This window comes from Nitrospira sp., assembly GCA_037045225.1.
GTDB lineage: Bacteria > Nitrospirota > Nitrospiria > Nitrospirales > Nitrospiraceae > Nitrospira_A.
This window is the reverse complement of record JBAOHZ010000009.1, coordinates 2811667-2829790: the sequence shown is the minus strand read 5'-3', so window position 1 is coordinate 2829790 and position 18124 is coordinate 2811667. Positions and strand designations below refer to the sequence as shown.

The following is an 18124-nucleotide window of genomic DNA, read 5'->3' as shown; positions in this document are numbered from 1 at the left end:
TATGACGAACGTGCCGGGCACGCACAAAGACAGTCCGTCTTTAATTTGACGCCCGGCTTGACATTCCCTCACTGATCGGGATATTAATAATCGTTCTCAATTTCACCAACGAGACTGACCACCCACTATGATCACCGAGAAACGTTTGGCAGCCCCTTCGTGCCAGGACAGTGAAACACGCTGTGAGTGCGGACAACTCATTGCGAAGGTCCGTGGACAAGGCCTTGAGCTCAAATGCAAACGCTGTAAGCGCATCGTCGTCATCCCCTTCACCTCAATCGAAGGCTGGGGCACCGTCACAGCATGATTCGATATTTGAAAGGAGGCCTCACAACCAGGCACACCGCAGGGTTTCGATCGCATACACCTGCGTTCCCCGCAGACCAGAGACCTTTGAGTCCCGAGTCCAACCACAACCTTACTCGCGGATGGAGGATACCTATGAAGATTCGGGCAATCCTCGGGGCTCTCGTCTTAGCCAGTTTACCGGCGATGCCGGCGTTGGCGGAAAACATGACCCCGGAGGACATTAAGAAACTCGTGGATGAGGCAGTCGAGAAGCGGCTGCAGGAACACGAACGACGCGACGGCAGCATGCAACAAGGCCAGGGCGAAGCCGCCTCGGCTCCGCAATATCCTGTGTCATCCGGTCCCATTACCGATATTCGGGTAGAGAGAAAGGGCGAGGAAAAGGTTCCGTTGGGATTCGGATCAACCGGGTCCGGCAAACTGATTTACGCCAAGCCTTTCTTAAGTGCCCCGAAAGCAACGGTCGGTGGATATGCCGATGTCATGTACAACTCGCTGTCCCGTCAGAATCTGGATAATCCTAGCCGCAATTCTTTCGGTCAACAACGACTGGTGCCGTTTATTTATGCGGATATTACTGACCATATCAAGTTCGCAACGGAAATTGAGATCGAGCGCGGCGGAACAAATGCGCCCCAGGGCACTGACGGTTCCATGCAGATTGAGTTCGCCCAGCTGGACTACCTGGTTAACGAAGCCATCAATCTTCGAGCCGGTATTTTGTTGATGCCGGTCGGCAAGTTTAACTTGCTGCACGACTCACCGCTGAACGACCTCGTCGACCGACCAATGGTGTCCCGCATCGTCATCCCCAGCACCTGGTTTGAAGCAGGAGCTGGCATTTACGGAACCCTCTATCCCTCGTCACGATCGAAGCTGGACTACGAAGTCTACGCCGTCAACGGGATGAGCCAGACAGCAGGCGGCATTACTGACCTCGGCGTGCGGAGCGCGCGAGGGAGCGTCTCCCGGGATCGCGATGACAGCAAAGCCGTCGTCGGCCGTATCGCATTCAGCCCGATGCTGGGCATTGAAATCGCCGGGTCCGGGTACCATGGGGCATACAAGCCGGCTGCCGGAGCCGTGGGCGCAGGCTACATCGATATGTTCGCATTGGACTGGACTCTCCAGAGAGGCCCGTTCGAAATCATCGGAGAGTCAGCCTGGACGAGAGTCAGCAACAACAATGCCACCGGCGTTGCCAACCGGGCCATCGGACCGGCCGGCATGCAAGGGTACTACATTCAAGGGAATTATCACTTCATGCCTGAATTCCTCAAAAAATGGGCCCCCAGCCATTTCACCGACGCCTCCACGTTTACAGCAGTCGTCCGGTGGGAACAGGTCAATACCGACACGGATGATCGCACCAAACAAAACACGCTCGGGGGCCAGCGGAAGCTTGAGCGCTTGACCCTCGGTCTCAACTTCCGGCCAATCGAAGACACAGTGATCAAATTCGACTGGCAATTTAATACCCAGCAGGACGCGAAAGGACTGGTCGCCGCCGGAGACCTCGGCACTTCAGGCAGCCCGATGAATGGAAACGGATTCCTAATCCAGGCAGCCACATACTTCTAACCGGCACCTCGTCCAGGCCGTCCCATTCCGGACGGCCTGGACGACAGTGACAGAATTGATATGACACGACACTATCGCCGACTCAGCGCCATCCTGCTTCCCGCTCTCCTGACCGCCTGCGCCTCGTTAGGCGGCATGCAGGAACGATTTGCCGTCTGCAGCTACGACCATGCCTGGGACGCTGCGCTTGACGCGGTAAAAGATCGGGCAATTGCGCGGCAGGACAAAGGCGCAGGCGTGATCGACACCACTTGGCTTGAAATACCCATGCCAGGACGGACCTTTGGTGCCCTTCAACGAGATTTGGGGGACAGCAAAGATCGGTCCCGAATTTCCCTCACTGTCAAACGCCTCGACGACGTCACAAAAATTGGCTTCATCGAAGAACGGCAACGCTGGGCATTCCGTGGCGGTTCCCGCCTGTTCGGCTGGGCTGACACCGAACCCTCAGCAGAGATCATGGCCGACGTGCAGAACCGCTTGGACACCAAATTGAAGGAGCAAGGATGTTCAGTACATTGAGTGCGTACCGCACCGCAACCGCAGTCGTATTGCTAATGACCTCGTCCCTCCCCGCTTTGGCGACGGAGAAAGTCTGGGACAGTGAACTACGCCGATACATTACCGACGACGACTTCAAGTATGAAGAGTTCATGACGGAGGACGAGGCCGTCAAGGCGATCCTTCCCCAGTCGCAACGAATCCGAAAGGAAACGCTCCGCCTGGCGCAAGACAAGAAGAGTACCGTCGAACAACGCATCGGCTGGAAGTTCCCAGAGGACTCATTCGACCTGTATATCGGCGAGACTGGCGACAAAGTGGACGGATATGCGATGATCCACAACACCATCGGCAAATATAAACCGATGACCTATATGGTTGGAGTGGATCCCAAAGGGAATTGCACCGACGTCGAATTGTTAGTGTTTCGCGATGCAAAAGGCAGCGAAGTCGGGAAAAAGCGATTCAACTCCCAATATGACGGCAAAACGGTCTCGGATCCCATACGAATCAATAAAGATATTATCAACATCAGCGGGGCTACAATGTCCGTCCGGTCGATGAGTGCCGGCGTCAAACGTGTGCTGGTCCTGGTGGACGAGTTTTACTTGAAGCCGGCCGGCTTAGGAAGCGACACGGTCGCGGTGCAGAAGGCCGAGAGAGGATTCTTAGGGACCCTGTTCGGTAACTAAGGCCGTCGGGATACTGCACAGGCATGCGAAATTTTAATGCTCGATTCCGCCTGCGTGATTCGGACCGCCACATCAGGCTGCTGTATACACAGTTTCTCTTTTTGATGCTGGTGGGATTTCTTTTTTCTTTCTTCTGGGCGCACAGCATGACCAGCTTGAGCCCACAAGGAATCGCGGATCACTACCGGGGCTCGGATGCGACCTTCGGCGAGCCGATGTCGTTCCGCGAACTGGCTGAAGTGACGCACTTCCACCTGTTCACCATGCCGGTGGTATTTATGATCCTCGTTCATGTCCTCTATCTCACGCATGCCAGTCATGCGGTACAAGTCTGGCTGACATGGCTCTCGTTCGGAGGCGTGGCGCTGGATCTGCTCTCCCCCTGGCTGATCAGCTACGTCTCACCTATTTTTGTGCTCACCATGCTGGCAGGGGACACCCTGATGATGGGCAGCTTTCTCGCAATGATGGCGATCCCGCTCTATGAAATGTGGATACTGAAACAGCCACTGATGGCCGGGAAGCGAGGGGAAGAGCCATGAGCACCTAGAAACAGCCTATCAATCTCGTTGCGGCCAGAGGCATTCAGCCCAGAGCCCAAGATCGTTGACCACGATCTTGGGCTCTTTTTTTTGGAGGACTCCCATGCATCCATCAATAGTACCGATCAATCTCACAACTCAACTCATCCGAGAGATAGCCCGGCAGCTTGATGCCTTGAATTCTCTACAGCTCCCCAAAGAGTCCTTACACGCTGTCCGCCTGCTCCAACTTCGACGCCTGACGAGAAGAATCGAAGCCCTCATCCCAGGACACTTCGGACATGGCGAGCGCACGGCACATTATGCCCGCATGCTGGGCGAAGCCATCGGCCTTACAGACGATCAACACATCGACTTGCAGTATGCCGCGCTGTTGCACGATATCGGACTCCTCATGTTACCTGGCAGACTGCTCGACGAGACAGAAGCCCACACATTGGACGACTATGCTCTGATCCAAAGTCATCCTCGAGAAGGTGCTGCACTCCTGAATCCCTATCGATTCCTTTATGAGGCCGCCCGCCTGATCGCTCATCATCACGAACGATGGGACGGCGCCGGATATCCGTATGGGCTTCGCGGAGCCTATATCCCCCTGGCCGCAAGAATTCTGGCCATTGCAGACGTGTTCGACAGCATTGCCGTCCGATCAATTTCGTTACACAGCGCCCTGCGAACGCTCCAAGCGTCGGCAGGCTCGCAGTTTGATCCGGCACTGACCACCATATTTTGTGTACGGTTACGCGATCAAGACCGGTTCCCGGCTCTCTCAGTGAATGCAGTGAGTCTGACCGCTCTCACTGTTGAACCGACCGTCGACCAGCTCAACTCCCCTCACACGTCCCTTTCAACATTCTAAAGAGTCCAACGAAGACAGTCCGTACCCGCTACGGTCTATTGGCCTCACTGATGGAGATGAATGATGATACACAACACGCCCGACATCACCATACCAACTGACCGCCTCCAGAATATCTCGTCTGAGCTTCGGGCACAGTCACCAAAGTGGGCTGATCGTCTCGAGCAGGCCACGACGGAGCAGGAGCTCCGCAATCTCGTGTGTGATCTCTTCAACCTCTCCCATGCCCTCCCATCTGACGGAAAATCATCCGGTGAGAGACACGCGCTGGCTGGACGCATCACCCGCTTCATTCACGAGAATCTCCACCGTGGACTGACACTCAAAGTCCTGGCGAATTTCCTCGGCTACTCGGAGAAATATTGTTCTGATCTGTTTGGCCGCATCATGGGTGAATCGTTTTCCGGGTACATGAGACGACATCGGGTCGAACGTGCCAAGTCACTCCTCGCCACGACTGCGCAGACGCTGGCAGAAGTTGCGACCGCAGTCGGATTCAGCGATCAATTCTCTTTCAGCCATTTCTTCAAACGCGCCACCGGGCATTCTCCCAGTGAAGTTCGATCTCGACGGATACACCAACGGCATCGGCTGACAGTCCACACCATGCAGAAGGTACTGTAAGCTCACGCAGCGCACACACGCATGGTCTCGCTATTATTGAGCAGGCAGAGCACAGCCTGCCCCTGAATAACCATGGCATGCAGAACGATTAAATTGCTTCGCAGCCGTGCGGGGAGCATGAATAGGCGGGGTCGTCCGGACTATCGGACCGAGGAAATCAGACACGCATGCATGTTCGGGAAAACAGTACCAGGGAGGAGGGCCGGCCAGCGGGACCCCAGATGATCCCACCGGCCGATCGTCTGCGCTCGCAAAGGCTAAGACTTTTCGGAATGAATCTGCTCGGCCAAATATCGATCAAGCCCCACTTGCTTGATGGTACACAGCTGGGTCTCGAACCAATCGATATGCTCCTCGGTATCAACGATCATTTCCTCCAGCCGATTCCGGGTCGTGAAATCGCCGACCTTCGTGCAATGGGCAATTCCGTCACGAAGGACTTCCGCGTCGTCACGCTCGAAGGTCAGATCGCCCTCCAGCAGATCCGATACTTTCTTTCCGGTCGCAACCGCGTCCAGATGATCTACTTTGGGTGCACCGCCTAGATACAAAATATGATCAATCAAGCCCGAGGAATGACTCACTTCCTCCTGGGCCAGGTGACTGAACCGTTCGTGCAGCCGGCCATAACCCCAATGTTTGCACAAGGCCGCATGCAGAAGATATTGATGCACGGCCGTAAGCTCACTCACCAACACTTTATTCAGGATATCGAGAACGCCCTCTTTCGCTTTCATGCATGCTCCCATTCCCACGCCGGACCGGCACTCGATTAACTGTCTTTGTGAATCTGCTCGGCCAAATAATTCTCAAGCCCTACCTGCTTGATCGTCTCAATTTGGGTCTCGATCCAGTCGATGTGCTGATCCACATCCTTCGCCATGTCTTCAAGCATATGACGCGTCGTAAAATCTCCCACTTTGGCGCAATGCACAACCCCGTCGCTGAGCAGCGTGAGCATTTCCTGTTCGGCCTTAAGATCAAGCTTGAACTGCTCGGGAACAGTTTCTCCGATCTGCACCGTATTCATACGCTGAACATTCGGCACCCCTTCCAAGTACAGAATGTGGCTGATCAGCTCATCCGCATCTTTCATTTCATCGATGCTACGTTCTCGAACTTTGTGATGCAGCTGTTCATAGCCCCAGTTTGAACACATTTTCGCATGGACGAAATATTGGTTGATCGCAGTGAGATCCGCAGTGAGGACCTTATTCAGAAGCTCAATGACGCCTTGTTTCGCTTTCATAGGTCCCTCCCTCCAGCTTGGAGTGCAATGTTTTCAACTGGCCCGTTGGCTCAAGCCGGCGCTGATATGCGTTCGACTGACTCTTTACTCTACATCTTAATTAGAGATTCTCAACGGGCTTGTCAACAAGAGATATACGTATAAATGAGGCGAGTTATCAACATCGCCGAGAACGCTTCTCATTCTTCTCATCAGGACAGGATCGTGAACGGGGTGTTCTGCGGAAGCCCGGCGGCGAAAGGAACTGGAATCGAGAGGTGTGAGAGACAGGAAAGACTATTCAAGCGAGCGAACGACGACACAGGAACAAATGCCCTCGGACTATCCGGCTTCCCGATAGCCGCACTCTTCCTTGTGACACTGCACCGAACGGCCGGCCTGCTTACTGACCTTCTCAATGAGGAATGGCGCCTGACACGTGGGACAGGGCTTATTGATCGGGCGGTCCCACAAGGCATACTCACATTGTGGGTAACGACTGCACGAATAAAAATTGCGGCCCTTTTTCGTACGCTTCTGAACGAGATCTCCCCCGCAACCAGGCTGGGGACATTTCACACCTAAGGCGATCGCCTTGGTGGTCTTACATTCGGGATAGGCGGAACAGGCCAGAAACTTCCCGAAGCGGCCGGATTTGACCACCATAGGGCTTGAACACTTTTCGCACTTCTCGTCCGTCGTCTCTTCCACCTTAGGAACAATCTTGATCGTCCCATCAGGCAACTTTTCAAAATTTTGCGTATTCTTGCAGGGAGGATCTTCCTTATAGGCGGGGCAGGCTAAGAACTTCCCGTTCCGGCCCCATTTGATTTCCAACATGCGACCGCATTTTTCACAAGGAAGGTTCGTGGGAGGCTCGACGATATCCTTCGGCCCGGGGATCCCTTGAGCCAGCTCCATCTCCCGCACAAACGGAGTGTAGAAATCGCGTACGGCTGCGACCCAGGGCTTCGTACCTTCTTCAACCTCATCGAGTTGCTCTTCCATGTGGGACGTAAATTCGGTATCCAGCAGATCCGGAAATCCCTTCAACAGAAAGTCGTTCACCGTCCTCCCGGTTTCAGTGGGGAGGAAACGGCCCTCGACTTTCTCGACATACTTTCGATCCTGGATCGTCGAGATGATCGAGGCATAGGTGGAGGGACGACCGATCCCCTTTTCTTCCAGCTCCCGAATCAGCAAGGCTTCGTTGTAACGCGGCGGGGGCTGAGTGAAATGCTGTTTGGAGACGAGGCCGGGCAAGGTCTGGGCTTCCTGGGCGACCAGACGCAACCCTTCACCTTCACGCAATGCAGGAAGTTGACGATCTGATTCGTCGTCCGCTTCCTGTTCATTCCTGGGCTTCTGCGACGGCAATTCTTTGTCGGTTCCCTCTAAGTACACAGCCGTATGGCCAGCAAACTTCACCACGGTGCCGGTGGTACGAAACACATATCGATCCGTGGTTCCGACCGGAGAGGAATCCACACGCGTCACATCCATAATGGCAGGGACCATCTGCGAGGCAATGAAACGGTTCCAAATGAGCTTATACAGATTGTATTGATCCTGCTCTAGGTATTGCTTAACAGATTCAGGATCGCGCGCGGCCGCAGTCGGGCGGATAGCCTCATGCGCTTCTTGCGCGGCTTTCTGTGTCTTGTACACGTTCGGGGTAGCGGGCAGATACTCAACGCCGAACCGTTCCCGAATCACCACTCTGGCGTCTTCCGTCGCTTCTTGCGAAATTCTCGGCGAGTCCGTTCTCATATAGGTAATGAGACCGGTCGGCCCTTCTGCCCCAATTTCGACGCCTTCGTACAGCTGCTGCGCCAGCGTCATCGTCTTCTTCGGGCTGAAATGCAACTTCCTGGCGGCTTCCTGTTGAAGCCGGCTGGTGATGAAGGGGGCGACCGGATTGCGTTTCTTTTCTTTGCGTTCAATCGATTGGACAACGAACGGCTTCCCCTGCACCGCATCCAGAATTTGCTGGGCCCGCTCACCTGTGCCGATGTCGGCATCCTGACCGTTCACGGAATGCAATTTGGCTTCAAATGCCGGTGGATTGTCCCCGGTCAACAACGCGACGATCGACCAGTATTCTTCCGCCCGGAAGGCTTCTCGCTCCTTCTCCCGATCGCAAATCAACCGCACGGCCACGGATTGAACCCGGCCCATGCTGAGTCCGCGACGCACCTTTTTCCACAGCAATTGACTACCCTGGTACCCCACGATGCGGTCAAGGACTCGTCGGGCCTGCTGGGCCTGGACCAGCTTCATGTCGATTTCACCCGGCGACTTCAGAGCCCGCTTGATCGCCGATTCCGTGATTTCGTTGAACAACACACGAAAGACTTTGCCGTCTTTCTTCTTCCCCTTGCCGTGCAACTCCTGCGCAATATGCCAGGCAATCGCCTCTCCCTCTCGATCAGGGTCCGGCGCCAAAAATACGGTGTCGACTTCTTGGGCTTTCTTTTTGATGTCGGCCAGCACTTTCGACTTGCCCTTGATCGTGACGTACTGGGGCTCGAAATCATTTTCGAGATCCACACCCAGCTTGCTGGTAGGGAGGTCCTTGACGTGGCCGACGGAGGCCATGACAGAATAGCCACGCCCGAGATATTTCGTGATGGTGCGCGCCTTGGTCGGCGACTCAACAATGATCAGCGATTTGGCCATGGGGCTTCACGTTCCTCAGTACCTACGCCCAGAGTACCACACCCACTATAACAAATATTGCGGCGCTGTCAGCTCTAATCTCTCAATGCCTGCCCACGGTGAGACGCACATACTCGTTACCGGGCAATTGACGAATGTGATTTTTCAGTTCGAGCGATAACAGGATCGCCGCTACCTGAGCGGCCGGCAATCCACTGCGCCGGATCACCTCATCGACCGATTGCGGCAATACGGATAAGGCATCGTACACCAACATTTCCTCGGTGCCTAACTGTAACGCTGGCTTGACATCCGCCCCTGCTCCCGCACCAAGCCGCTCACGAAACGTTGCATCAAGCTGCGGCAACAATTCATCGAGAATATCCTGCGCCGACTCAACCAAACGAGCCCCATCCTTAATCAAACTATTCGGTCCGCGGCTGGATTCGGCTTTCACAAATCCCGGTACCGCGAAGACTTCCCGTCCCTGTTCACCGGCCAATCTCGCCGTGATGAGGGACCCGCTTTCAATTGCCGCCTCGGTCACCACGACTCCCAAGGACAATCCACTGATGATGCGATTGCGGCGCGGGAAATGATAGCTGTGCGGCGCCGCTCCCAACGGGAGCTCAGACAATACCGCGCCATGTTGCTCGATCGTCTCCCGTAACTGCCGATGATCCGCAGGATAGGTCCGATCTAGGCCACAGCCCATCACGGCAAGCGTCCGCCCCTTACCGGCAAGAGCCCCGCGATGCGCCGCCGCATCGACCCCACGCGCCAACCCACTCACGATCGTAAAACCCATCCGCGCGAGCTCACGCGCCAATTCTTCGGCGAAGATGCGTCCGGCGGCGCTGACTTTCCTCGTGCCAACAATCGCCACCGCATGCCGATCGGTGTCCAACAACGAACCCTGCACATACAGCAACGGAGGTGGGTCTGGAATCGTCTTGAGCGGCGCGGGGTACTGCGTATCGAGATACGTCAGCACCGTAACCTTCCGGCGCTGCAGGTGATCTAATTCTTGGTCGAGATCCCGGATCGCATCAGGAGTCGGTCCACGGTGAATGGCCTCGACCAATGGGGGCCGGCAACCAATCTCCTCCAGGGCCGCCTGGGTGGCCATGAATACCGCATCCGGTGTCCCGAATGCGTGCACAAGCTTGAGGAGGGTCCCGTCGCCCACACCGGGAATCGCGCGCAACAGCAACCACGGACGGAGAGCTCGATGATTCACGATCGTCTCAGCTCATCACATGGCGTCGGTGCGATGCGCAGGCCCATTGTACTGGAGAAACACCGCGCCCTGCGGCAGGACATACACCCGAAAGAGATCCCATCCGGTTGCGTGCCGGACTACATCACAACCAGATCGAATTGTTCCAAATGCAACCGATCGTCTGGAGTAACCAGAATTTTTGCACTATACCGACGTTCGAGCTCCTCGACTCCCGGTTGCTCCTGTTCCTGCAAGAGCAGCGCGACGGCAGGATGTGCCCCGACGACGACGCGTTGCTGTTCGATTTCGTGGCCGAGCCGACGCACTTCGCGGAAAATTTCGTAGGCCACCGACATCGGCGACTTGGTGTAGCCGCGCCCATCGCAATAGTGGCAGGGCTCCGATAACGAACGCAGCAAGTCCTCTCGCACACGTTCACGAGAAATTTCGATCAGCCCGAGATCGGATACTCTGGAAATTCTGGTGCGCGCTTTATCCGACGACATGGCATCCACCAATGCATGGTAGACCTTGTCGCGATTTTTCTCCCGCTCCATGTCGATAAAGTCGACGATGATGATGCCGCCGATTCCCCGCAGCTTCACCTGATAGGCAATTTCGCGCGCCGCTTCCAGGTTGTTTCTGAGGATGGTTTCCTCCTGATCGCGCTTACCGACAAAGCGGCCGGTATTAACGTCGATCACCGTCATGGCCTCGGTGTGGTCGATGACCAGATACCCTCCGGACTTCAGCCAGACCTTGCGGCTCATCGCACGAGCGATTTCCTGCTCCACCCCCAGATAGTCGAACAGGCTTTCCTCTTTGTCATAAAAATGAATACGCGAGGTTTGCTCCGGTGAAAACCGTTGCACAAACCCTTTGATCGCGTTGTACTCCTCGCGGGAATCGATCAACAACCGATCGACCCGGCGACCGAACAAATCCCGCACGACACGGAAGCTCAAACTCAAATCGCTGTGCAAGAGGCTCGGGGCGGGCAGCTGGTCACGCTTTGTCAACACGTCCTGCCATAAGACATGCAAAAACTCGACGTCCGAGCGCAACTCCTCTTCCTTCACCCCTTCGCTGACTGTTCGGACGATGTAGCCGAACCCCGGGCGCCGCGCCCGCTTCATGATTTCCTTCAGCCGCGCGCGCTCCTCGTCACGAGGAATACGGCGAGAGACGCCGATATGTTCAACCGTCGGCATGAACACCAGGTACCGGCCCGGCAAAGAAACATACGTGGTGACGCGCGATCCCTTGGTGCCGATGGGACCCTTGGAAATCTGCACCATCAATTCCTGTCCTTCGGACAGCAACTCTTCAATCGGTTTCGAACTTTGCCGCTTGGGCTTGGGAACTTCCGAATCCTTGCTGTCGTCGTCGTCACCATCTACGAGAGTATCCCCAGGCTCGACATCCATCGAGAGATCAGACACGTGCATGAATGCCGCCTTCTCTAACCCGATATCGATGAACGCGGCCTGCATTCCCGGCAGCACCTTTGCCACACGCCCCTTGTAGATATTCCCGACGAAGTCCTGATCTTTCGCGCGGTCGCCATAGAGATCCGTGACGACCCCGTTATCAAGCACCGCCACGCGGGTCTCTTCCCGCGCTATGCTGATTGCTATCTCGACACCCATAGACACTCCTTTACACTCAGATCGGGCGGATCGGCAGACGAACGCGGACACAAAGCCCGGGTTCCTTCTCGTGTCGCCGTCGGTCCGTCCCCAATCTGGTTCACATGGTTATTTCATACCCAGTCGGCCCCTGTCCAGGCTTGGCCTAATAGAACAAGGTCAACCGACGTCGTTTGACGTTCAACAATAATCCCAACGAGGCCATGGTCATGATGGTCGCGCTTCCTCCGTAACTGACCAACGGAAGCGGAATGCCGACAATGGGAAACATCCCTGCGGTCATCCCGATGTTGACGACCACACAAAAACACAGCATCGCCACAATACCTGCCGCGAGTAGCGCCCCCAATGTATCCTTCGCACGCGCGGCAATTTCCAACGAGACCCAGATCAACGCGATAAAGAGGGCCAGGAGGACCAGCACTCCGACAAACCCCCATTCCTCCGCATACACCGCAAAGACGAAGTCGGTATGCCCTTCGGGAAGGAACTTCAGCTGGCTTTGTGTGCCGCCATAGAGCCCCTTGCCTGACAACTCACCGGAGCCGATGGCAATTCTAGACTGAAGTGCGTGGTAGCCCTTTCCTCCCGGGTCGTAATCGGGATCCACAAAGGCCATGACACGTTCCCGTTGATAGTCGTGCAACGACGCCCAGACCATTTCCCACACAAATGGAAAGAGCATGACGGAAAGCAACAGAATCACACCCAGCGTCTTCGAGCGCACGCCGACCATCAATAACATAGCCGCGTAGACGGCCAGAAAACTCAACCCGCTTCCCAGGTCAGGCTGCTTGAGGATCAACAGCAGCCCAGGCAAGACAATCAACCCCGGCAGGACCACCCGGTGCAGCCACCCTGCGCGAGAGACCCGAGAGTAATAGTTCGCCAACACCAACACCAAGACCAGCTTGGCAAACTCAGACGGTTGAAAGGCGAAGGGGCCGATCGGAATCCAGCGTTGGGCTCCTCGACTGGACTTGCCCATGACCAACACGACCGCCAGCAGAATCAGAATCACCGCATAGGTCGGATAGGCCAGCCGCGCAATTTTGTGGTAATCGGACAGATACATCACGAGGAACGCGATGGTGCCCAGAAGAATCCACACGAGCTGTTTGAGGTAAAACGGAAAGGCTGTGTCCTGAGAATGTGTGACACTGTAGATCGACAGCACCCCGACCGACAGGATAACCGCGATCAGCCCCATAAAGCGGAGATCGAAACTATCCAACCCTCGGTTGTCCATGACTCGATCAATCATCATGTCTTCGGTCGCGTTTCAGCGGTCGCCGCCAGCGGCTTTGTTCGCCCAGCCGGAGGAATCTGCTTGAGCACCTCGGGATAGGCCTTCACGTAGGCTTCGATCACGTCCTTCGCCAAGGGGGCCGCGGCCGATCCACCATGCCCCATGTGTTCCGCCAGGACCGCCACGGCAATGCGAGGCGCCTCGACCGGAGCAAAGGCGACAAACCAGGCATGATCCCGAAGCCGTTTGGGAATATCTTTCTCAGGACCGGTGCGCAGCGCCGCCGTCTGAGCCGTCCCGGTTTTTCCGCCAATCGTCACGAGAGAGGACTTGGCTCGCGTCGCGGTTCCCTTCGTGACCACATCCGCCAGCGCCGCCTTGATCAAAGCAATGCTGGCCGGCTTCACCGCCACTTTGCCCCGCACCGTCGGTGGAAATTCGGCACGGTCTCCCGTCGCGCGATTCATCACCGCTTGCACCAAACGCGGCTTGATCGCCACGCCGTCGTTGGCCACCGTACCGATCATACTGGCCATCTGCAGCGGTGTCACCGTGACGTATCCCTGTCCGATCGCGGCAGAAATCGTTTCACCGGGATACCAGGGCTGATTGCGGGCCTTCTGCTTCCAAGCTGTCGACGGCACAATACCGACACGTTCCGACGGCAGTTCAACTCCGGTCTCCTGTCCGAGCCCGAACTGCTTCGCATACTCGGCGATCGTATCGATCCCCATTCGCTGCCCGACGGTATAGAAATAGACGTCGCACGAATGGATCAAGGCCTCGTTCAGATCGACTGATCCATGCCCACCCTGCTTCCAGTCGCGGAACAACCGATTCCCGAATTGATAGCCTCCCGTACACCGGACCATGGTCGAGGGAGTCACCGTATTGGATTCAAGCGCCGCCGCCGCCATGACGACTTTGAACGTCGAACCTGGAGGATATTGGCCTTGAGTGGCGCGATTATTCAGGGGGCGCCGCTCATTCTGCACGATCTCCACCCACTGCTTATTCGTGAGTTCTTTCGACAACATGTTCGGATCGAATCCCGGACGACTGGCCATTGCCAGAATATCTCCGTTGGTCGGATCCAGTGCCACGATGGCGCCAGATTCCTCCCCAAGCAGATCTTCGGCGATTTTCTGGAGATGCGCGTCGATGGTGAGGTAGAGATCGTCACCGGCGACCGGCTTATCCGACACCACGGCGCGTTTTTCGTGACCGAGCGCATCCACCTCCACACTCTTCTGCCCGGCACGTCCACGCACCTGCCGGTCGAACCACTTCTCAACCCCATATTGCCCGACCACACTACCTTGATGGAGATCCGCAAAATCCGCCTTCTCAAGCTGGTCCGCCGACACTTCGCCCACATACCCTAGCAAATGCGCCGCAACCGGCCCGCCGGGGTAGTTCCGTTGCGACTCCACCTGAATCATCACGCCAGGCAAATCCAACCGATGTGACTCGATCAACGTCGCCTCGCGCAGCGTTAGCCGATCTTTTACCTTGCGAGGCTGGAGCTTGCTGCCCTTGCCGGTCGACAACTTTTTCTGAATCAACTCCGGATCAAGGTTGAGCAACGAGGCTAACTCCGCGACCAAAGCCGGGCGATCCTTTACGTCTTCCAGCGTGACATACAGGGCGAAACTCGGCACATTGTTCGCCAACAACACACCGTTCCGGTCGAAGATGAGACCGCGGGCCGGCTCCAACACCACCGAACGCGTCCGGTTGTTTTCGGACAAGTCCCGGTAATAAGGTCCTTCCCGAATCTGGAGATGCCACAGGCGTAAGGCAAGCAACGCGACCACCAGCAGGAGCCCCACGCGCAGAATGGCCAGCCGTCGCTGAAGATCGAGAAGGTCAGAATCGTTAAATCCTATCGAGGCCATCGTAGTCAGACTCTCGCCGCTTGTTGCCGGGCAATCACAGTTAGAGCGCGCCCTCCGTCACCAGTCGATCATCGGACCAGCGCTGACGAAACAGCAGATACAAACCTGCCCCGACCAAGGCGTCGAACCCGGCCTGCACGAGCACTGTTGAGCGGACACCCATCCAGACCTCATCGATACCCGCCGGGTTCATCGAATAGAGAAACACCGCACTGGAAAGACAGGAAATGATCGCCAATCCGGCGGTTAACACGGCCGGAGTGATATGGGCCATATGGCGGCCGGCCAGCCCAGCCAGAAACCCGCCCCCACCCTTGGTCACCACATTGATCCAAAGATCCCCTGCGGACAACATATCCTGAAAACACCCCAGGAGGAGCCCGAGAATCAATCCGTCCAACTCGCCCCCGAGAAACCCGACGAGACAAGCGGCCACCAGACCGAGATCAGGACGCACGCCGAAGAGGCTGAAGTAGTGCAGCAAGGTGGCCTGAAAGGGAACGACGACCAGCGCTAAGAGGAGATACAGGAGAAACTTCATGGTTTTTTTCGATCCCCGCGAATGTCCTGCAACAGCTTTTGCGCAGAGTCGGCATCCTCATATGGAGCCGTGATAATGAGGACTTCATCCAGTTTCGAAAGGTCCACTTCCGGTTCGATTTCGGCCGACTGAAACAAATCCCCCTCCGACTTCTCAACCTGGGTCAGTCCCCCGATCGCCAAACCGCGAGGAAAGGCCCCCGTCAATCCTGAGGTGACGACCCGGTCGCCGGCCTGAACCCGAGACAACAGGGGAATGTACTTGAGTCGCGCCCGTCCGTGGCTGGTGCCCTCCACAATGCCTTCATCACGAGTCCGTTGCACCACCCCTGCAATCGCGTTGTTGGGATCGGTGACCAGGAGGACCACCGACGAGGCTGAATTGGTCTTCACGATTCGTCCCACCACACCTGCAGGAGTCACCACTCCCATTTCCACACGCACGCCGTCACTTTCGCCCTTATTGAGAATCATCCCGCCATACCAATTCGTGGCATCCCGACCGATCACTTGAGCCGCCAGAGTCTGGGACGGCGATTGCTGTTTAAAATTCAGCAGCGTCTCATATCGTTGCGTGGCCGCTACGGCTTCACGCAGCTGATTATTCTGTCCTTCAAGCAACTCGATGTCGCGACGAAGCTGGCGGTTCTCTTCGTGGACACCCTGCAGGGCAAGATACGCATTCCAGGTTTCCGAAATGCCGTGGTCGATCGAGGAAAACGCGGCGAGGGGCACACTGAGGATTTGACCAAGCGGTCCGCCGACGTACTGAAGCAACCTCTGGCTTTGGCTAGGAAGAAGTAAGAGGGCGACGAGCAAGCAGGCGAACAGCACGATGGCGAGACGCCTAGTGCCGTATGTTGATCGCGATATAGCCATCCACACTCGGGATGGAGATCATCGAGAGGTACTACACTGCGACATAACTGAGACCTTGCGAAGGAGATCCAGTTCGTCAAGAATCTTCCCGACCCCCAAGACCACGGAGGTCAACGGGTCATCGACCGTAATGATCGGGAGGTTCGTTTCTTCACGGAACCGAGTATCCATTCCCTTCAGCAAAGATCCGCCGCCAGTCAGCACGATACCGCGATCGATGATGTCTCCGGCCAATTCAGGCGGTGTGTTTTCAAGCGCCACCTTGATGGCATTGACGATGGTTCCAATGGGTTCCTGCAACGCCTCTCTCACCTCGGCATCGTCCACCACCAGCGTGCGGGGGATACCGGAAATCAGATCGCGTCCTTTGATCATCATGGTCTTGCGCTCTTCAAAGGGGTAAGCTGAGCCGATCTCGAACTTGATACGTTCGGCCATATGCTCCCCGATGAGGAGGTTATATTTTTTCTTGATGTAGTTCATGATGGCGTCGTCCATCCGGTCTCCGGCCACCTTGACCGACTCGCTATAGACGATACCGCCCAGCGAGATGACCGCGATGTCCGTGGTACCGCCGCCGATGTCTACCACCATATTCCCGGACGGCTCCGTAATCGGCAGCCCTGCCCCGATCGCCGCCGCCACCGGCTCTTCGATCAAATACACTTCGCGGGCTCCGGCCAGCTCAGCCGAATCGCGCACCGCCCGTTGCTCCACCTGGGTGATCCGCGACGGCACACCGATGATGATGCGTGGTCGCACGAAGGCCGTCCGGTTATGGGCCTTCTGAATAAAGTGGCTGAGCATCGCCTCGGCTTTTTCGAAATCGGCGATGACCCCTTCCTTCATCGGGCGTACCGCAAGGATATTGCCCGGGGTGCGTCCCAACATACGCTTCGCGTCGGCGCCGACCGCCATCACACGCTCCGTCTTTTTCTCCACGGCGACCACGGAAGGCTCATTTAACACGATGCCCTTCCCCTGGACATACACGAGAGTTGTCGCCGTCCCCAAATCGATCGCCAGATCGTTGGAGAACCATCCGAACATGTCACTCATGAAGCCCACTAGGACTCTCCCTTCACACGATTCCTGCGCTGAACCACGTCGCGCCGCCTAATCCGCCACATCCAGTTGCCCGCTCTCCAACACCTGAGTTTTGGCAATTTCGTCGCCCAACCGCCGCCCCTGCTCGTTCCCGATGACCAGCAACCCTTCCAGCGAGAGGACCGCGCCCCATCCGATCCATCCGACATACGGTATTTCAAACGCCAACTGGGCAAGACCACAAGGCAGATTACGGATGATCGACTCTCGGAACCCTGCCGGGTCCCTGGTGCGGGGGACGATGGTCTGAAGCCCGATGAGCCGCTTCCCGACACTGCGACCGCCGCCAAACCCGTCGGCCAGCAAGAGATAGGCAAGTCCGGCAAGGACCCCGATCGGGGGAACCAACTTACTCACCGCCGCGACGATCAGGAGGTCGACCATTTTGGCAATGAAGCGATTCAGCACCTGGGCCTTGGGATAGACGCCCAGTTCGAGCGGGCTGTGCCCGATTGCCTCCTCCACCACCGGAGATCTCTCCAATTCTTCGACACTATAACAAATCTGTTTGACCTGCACAAACAAAGTCGCAATCTTCCCACCGCCGCAATCCATGCGCGTCTTCCTCTTGCCTTTGTGATCGTCG

Annotated in this window: 17 protein-coding genes; 6 read left to right on the top strand and 11 right to left on the bottom strand. The window is 56.5% G+C overall.

The annotated features are described in order from the left end of the window. Nucleotides 1–441 precede the first annotated feature (441 nt). The 6 genes from V9G17_14065 (at nt 442) to V9G17_14040 (ending at nt 5108) form a co-directional block, all read left to right on the top strand. Complete coding sequence (locus V9G17_14065) at nt 442–1890, top strand: hypothetical protein (protein MEI2753722.1); 1449 nt, start codon at nt 442–444, stop codon at nt 1888–1890. Between the two features lie 60 nt (nt 1891–1950). Beyond that, a complete protein-coding gene (locus V9G17_14060) occupies nt 1951–2412 on the top strand; it encodes a hypothetical protein (GenBank protein ID MEI2753721.1) in 462 nt (153 codons plus the stop codon). Continuing rightward, the gene (locus V9G17_14055) at nt 2397–3083 is read left to right on the top strand and encodes an FMN-binding protein (protein MEI2753720.1); all 687 of its coding nucleotides are present in this window, start codon (nt 2397–2399) and stop codon (nt 3081–3083) included. The genes V9G17_14060 and V9G17_14055 overlap by 16 nt, the downstream gene beginning before the upstream one ends. A gap of 23 nt (nt 3084–3106) precedes the next feature. Beyond that, on the top strand, nt 3107–3625 hold the full coding sequence (locus tag V9G17_14050) for a hypothetical protein (protein MEI2753719.1): 519 nt from the start codon (nt 3107–3109) through the stop codon (nt 3623–3625). Between the two features lie 103 nt (nt 3626–3728). Continuing rightward, nucleotides 3729–4484, top strand: coding sequence for an HD domain-containing phosphohydrolase (locus V9G17_14045; protein ID MEI2753718.1), 756 nt, complete (start codon nt 3729–3731; stop codon nt 4482–4484). A 60-nt stretch (nt 4485–4544) separates the two neighbouring features. Beyond that, nucleotides 4545–5108, top strand: a complete 564-nt coding sequence (locus tag V9G17_14040) for an AraC family transcriptional regulator (protein MEI2753717.1) — start codon at nt 4545–4547, stop codon at nt 5106–5108. A 257-nt stretch (nt 5109–5365) separates the two neighbouring features. On the opposite strand, the gene bfr (V9G17_14035) is transcribed toward V9G17_14040, so the two are convergent. The 11 genes from bfr (V9G17_14035) to V9G17_13985 all read right to left on the bottom strand — a co-directional run bounded on the left by bfr (V9G17_14035) (nt 5366) and on the right by V9G17_13985 (nt 18093). Then, complete coding sequence (bfr, locus tag V9G17_14035) at nt 5366–5845, bottom strand: bacterioferritin (GenBank protein MEI2753716.1); 480 nt, start codon at nt 5843–5845, stop codon at nt 5366–5368. Between the two features lie 35 nt (nt 5846–5880). After that, nucleotides 5881–6357: a bacterioferritin gene (bfr, locus tag V9G17_14030; protein MEI2753715.1), complete on the bottom strand. Its 477-nt coding sequence runs from the start codon at nt 6355–6357 to the stop codon at nt 5881–5883. Nucleotides 6358–6678: 321 nt separating this feature from the next. After that, nucleotides 6679–9015 (bottom strand): type I DNA topoisomerase, encoded by a 2337-nt coding sequence (gene topA, locus V9G17_14025; GenBank protein ID MEI2753714.1) that lies wholly within the window; start codon nt 9013–9015, stop codon nt 6679–6681. Between the two features lie 82 nt (nt 9016–9097). After that, nucleotides 9098–10234: a DNA-processing protein DprA gene (gene dprA / locus V9G17_14020; protein MEI2753713.1), complete on the bottom strand. Its 1137-nt coding sequence runs from the start codon at nt 10232–10234 to the stop codon at nt 9098–9100. Nucleotides 10235–10353: 119 nt separating this feature from the next. After that, the gene (locus V9G17_14015) at nt 10354–11865 is read right to left on the bottom strand and encodes an Rne/Rng family ribonuclease (protein ID MEI2753712.1); all 1512 of its coding nucleotides are present in this window, start codon (nt 11863–11865) and stop codon (nt 10354–10356) included. A gap of 145 nt (nt 11866–12010) precedes the next feature. Beyond that, nucleotides 12011–13132, bottom strand: coding sequence for a rod shape-determining protein RodA (gene rodA, locus V9G17_14010; protein MEI2753711.1), 1122 nt, complete (start codon nt 13130–13132; stop codon nt 12011–12013). Next, the gene (mrdA, locus tag V9G17_14005; protein ID MEI2753710.1) at nt 13129–15012 is read right to left on the bottom strand and encodes a penicillin-binding protein 2; all 1884 of its coding nucleotides are present in this window, start codon (nt 15010–15012) and stop codon (nt 13129–13131) included. The genes rodA and mrdA overlap by 4 nt, the downstream gene beginning before the upstream one ends. A 40-nt stretch (nt 15013–15052) precedes the next feature. Further along, a complete protein-coding gene (locus V9G17_14000; GenBank protein ID MEI2753709.1) occupies nt 15053–15553 on the bottom strand; it encodes a hypothetical protein in 501 nt (166 codons plus the stop codon). Then, nucleotides 15550–16431, bottom strand: coding sequence for a rod shape-determining protein MreC (gene mreC, locus V9G17_13995; GenBank protein ID MEI2753708.1), 882 nt, complete (start codon nt 16429–16431; stop codon nt 15550–15552). Before mreC ends, V9G17_14000 begins: the two co-directional genes overlap by 4 nt. 18 nt (nt 16432–16449) lie before the next feature. Continuing rightward, entirely contained in the window at nt 16450–17481 is a 1032-nt protein-coding gene (locus V9G17_13990; protein MEI2753707.1) for a rod shape-determining protein, read from the bottom strand. Nucleotides 17482–17547: 66 nt separating this feature from the next. Continuing rightward, entirely contained in the window at nt 17548–18093 is a 546-nt protein-coding gene (locus tag V9G17_13985) for an RDD family protein (protein ID MEI2753706.1), read from the bottom strand. Nucleotides 18094–18124: the final 31 nt, after the last annotated feature.

What these genes read in the sequence shown, in the direction of transcription:
- V9G17_13985 (MEI2753706.1), bottom strand. Translation starts at nt 18,093, where the DNA reads ATGGATTGCGGCGGTGGGAAGATTGCGACTTTGTTTGTGCAGGTCAAA.
- bfr (MEI2753716.1), bottom strand. Translation starts at nt 5,845, where the DNA reads ATGAAAGCGAAAGAGGGCGTTCTCGATATCCTGAATAAAGTGTTGGTG.
- topA (MEI2753714.1), bottom strand. Translation starts at nt 9,015, where the DNA reads ATGGCCAAATCGCTGATCATTGTTGAGTCGCCGACCAAGGCGCGCACC.
- V9G17_14050 (MEI2753719.1), top strand. Translation starts at nt 3,107, where the DNA reads ATGCGAAATTTTAATGCTCGATTCCGCCTGCGTGATTCGGACCGCCAC.
- bfr (MEI2753715.1), bottom strand. Translation starts at nt 6,357, where the DNA reads ATGAAAGCGAAACAAGGCGTCATTGAGCTTCTGAATAAGGTCCTCACT.
- mreC (MEI2753708.1), bottom strand. Translation starts at nt 16,431, where the DNA reads ATGGCTATATCGCGATCAACATACGGCACTAGGCGTCTCGCCATCGTG.
- V9G17_14040 (MEI2753717.1), top strand. Translation starts at nt 4,545, where the DNA reads ATGATGATACACAACACGCCCGACATCACCATACCAACTGACCGCCTC.
- V9G17_14000 (MEI2753709.1), bottom strand. Translation starts at nt 15,553, where the DNA reads ATGAAGTTTCTCCTGTATCTCCTCTTAGCGCTGGTCGTCGTTCCCTTT.
- V9G17_14015 (MEI2753712.1), bottom strand. Translation starts at nt 11,865, where the DNA reads ATGGGTGTCGAGATAGCAATCAGCATAGCGCGGGAAGAGACCCGCGTG.
- V9G17_14045 (MEI2753718.1), top strand. Translation starts at nt 3,729, where the DNA reads ATGCATCCATCAATAGTACCGATCAATCTCACAACTCAACTCATCCGA.
- V9G17_14065 (MEI2753722.1), top strand. Translation starts at nt 442, where the DNA reads ATGAAGATTCGGGCAATCCTCGGGGCTCTCGTCTTAGCCAGTTTACCG.
- V9G17_14055 (MEI2753720.1), top strand. Translation starts at nt 2,397, where the DNA reads ATGTTCAGTACATTGAGTGCGTACCGCACCGCAACCGCAGTCGTATTG.
- V9G17_14060 (MEI2753721.1), top strand. Translation starts at nt 1,951, where the DNA reads ATGACACGACACTATCGCCGACTCAGCGCCATCCTGCTTCCCGCTCTC.
- mrdA (MEI2753710.1), bottom strand. Translation starts at nt 15,012, where the DNA reads ATGGCCTCGATAGGATTTAACGATTCTGACCTTCTCGATCTTCAGCGA.
- V9G17_13990 (MEI2753707.1), bottom strand. Translation starts at nt 17,481, where the DNA reads ATGTTCGGATGGTTCTCCAACGATCTGGCGATCGATTTGGGGACGGCG.
- rodA (MEI2753711.1), bottom strand. Translation starts at nt 13,132, where the DNA reads ATGATGATTGATCGAGTCATGGACAACCGAGGGTTGGATAGTTTCGAT.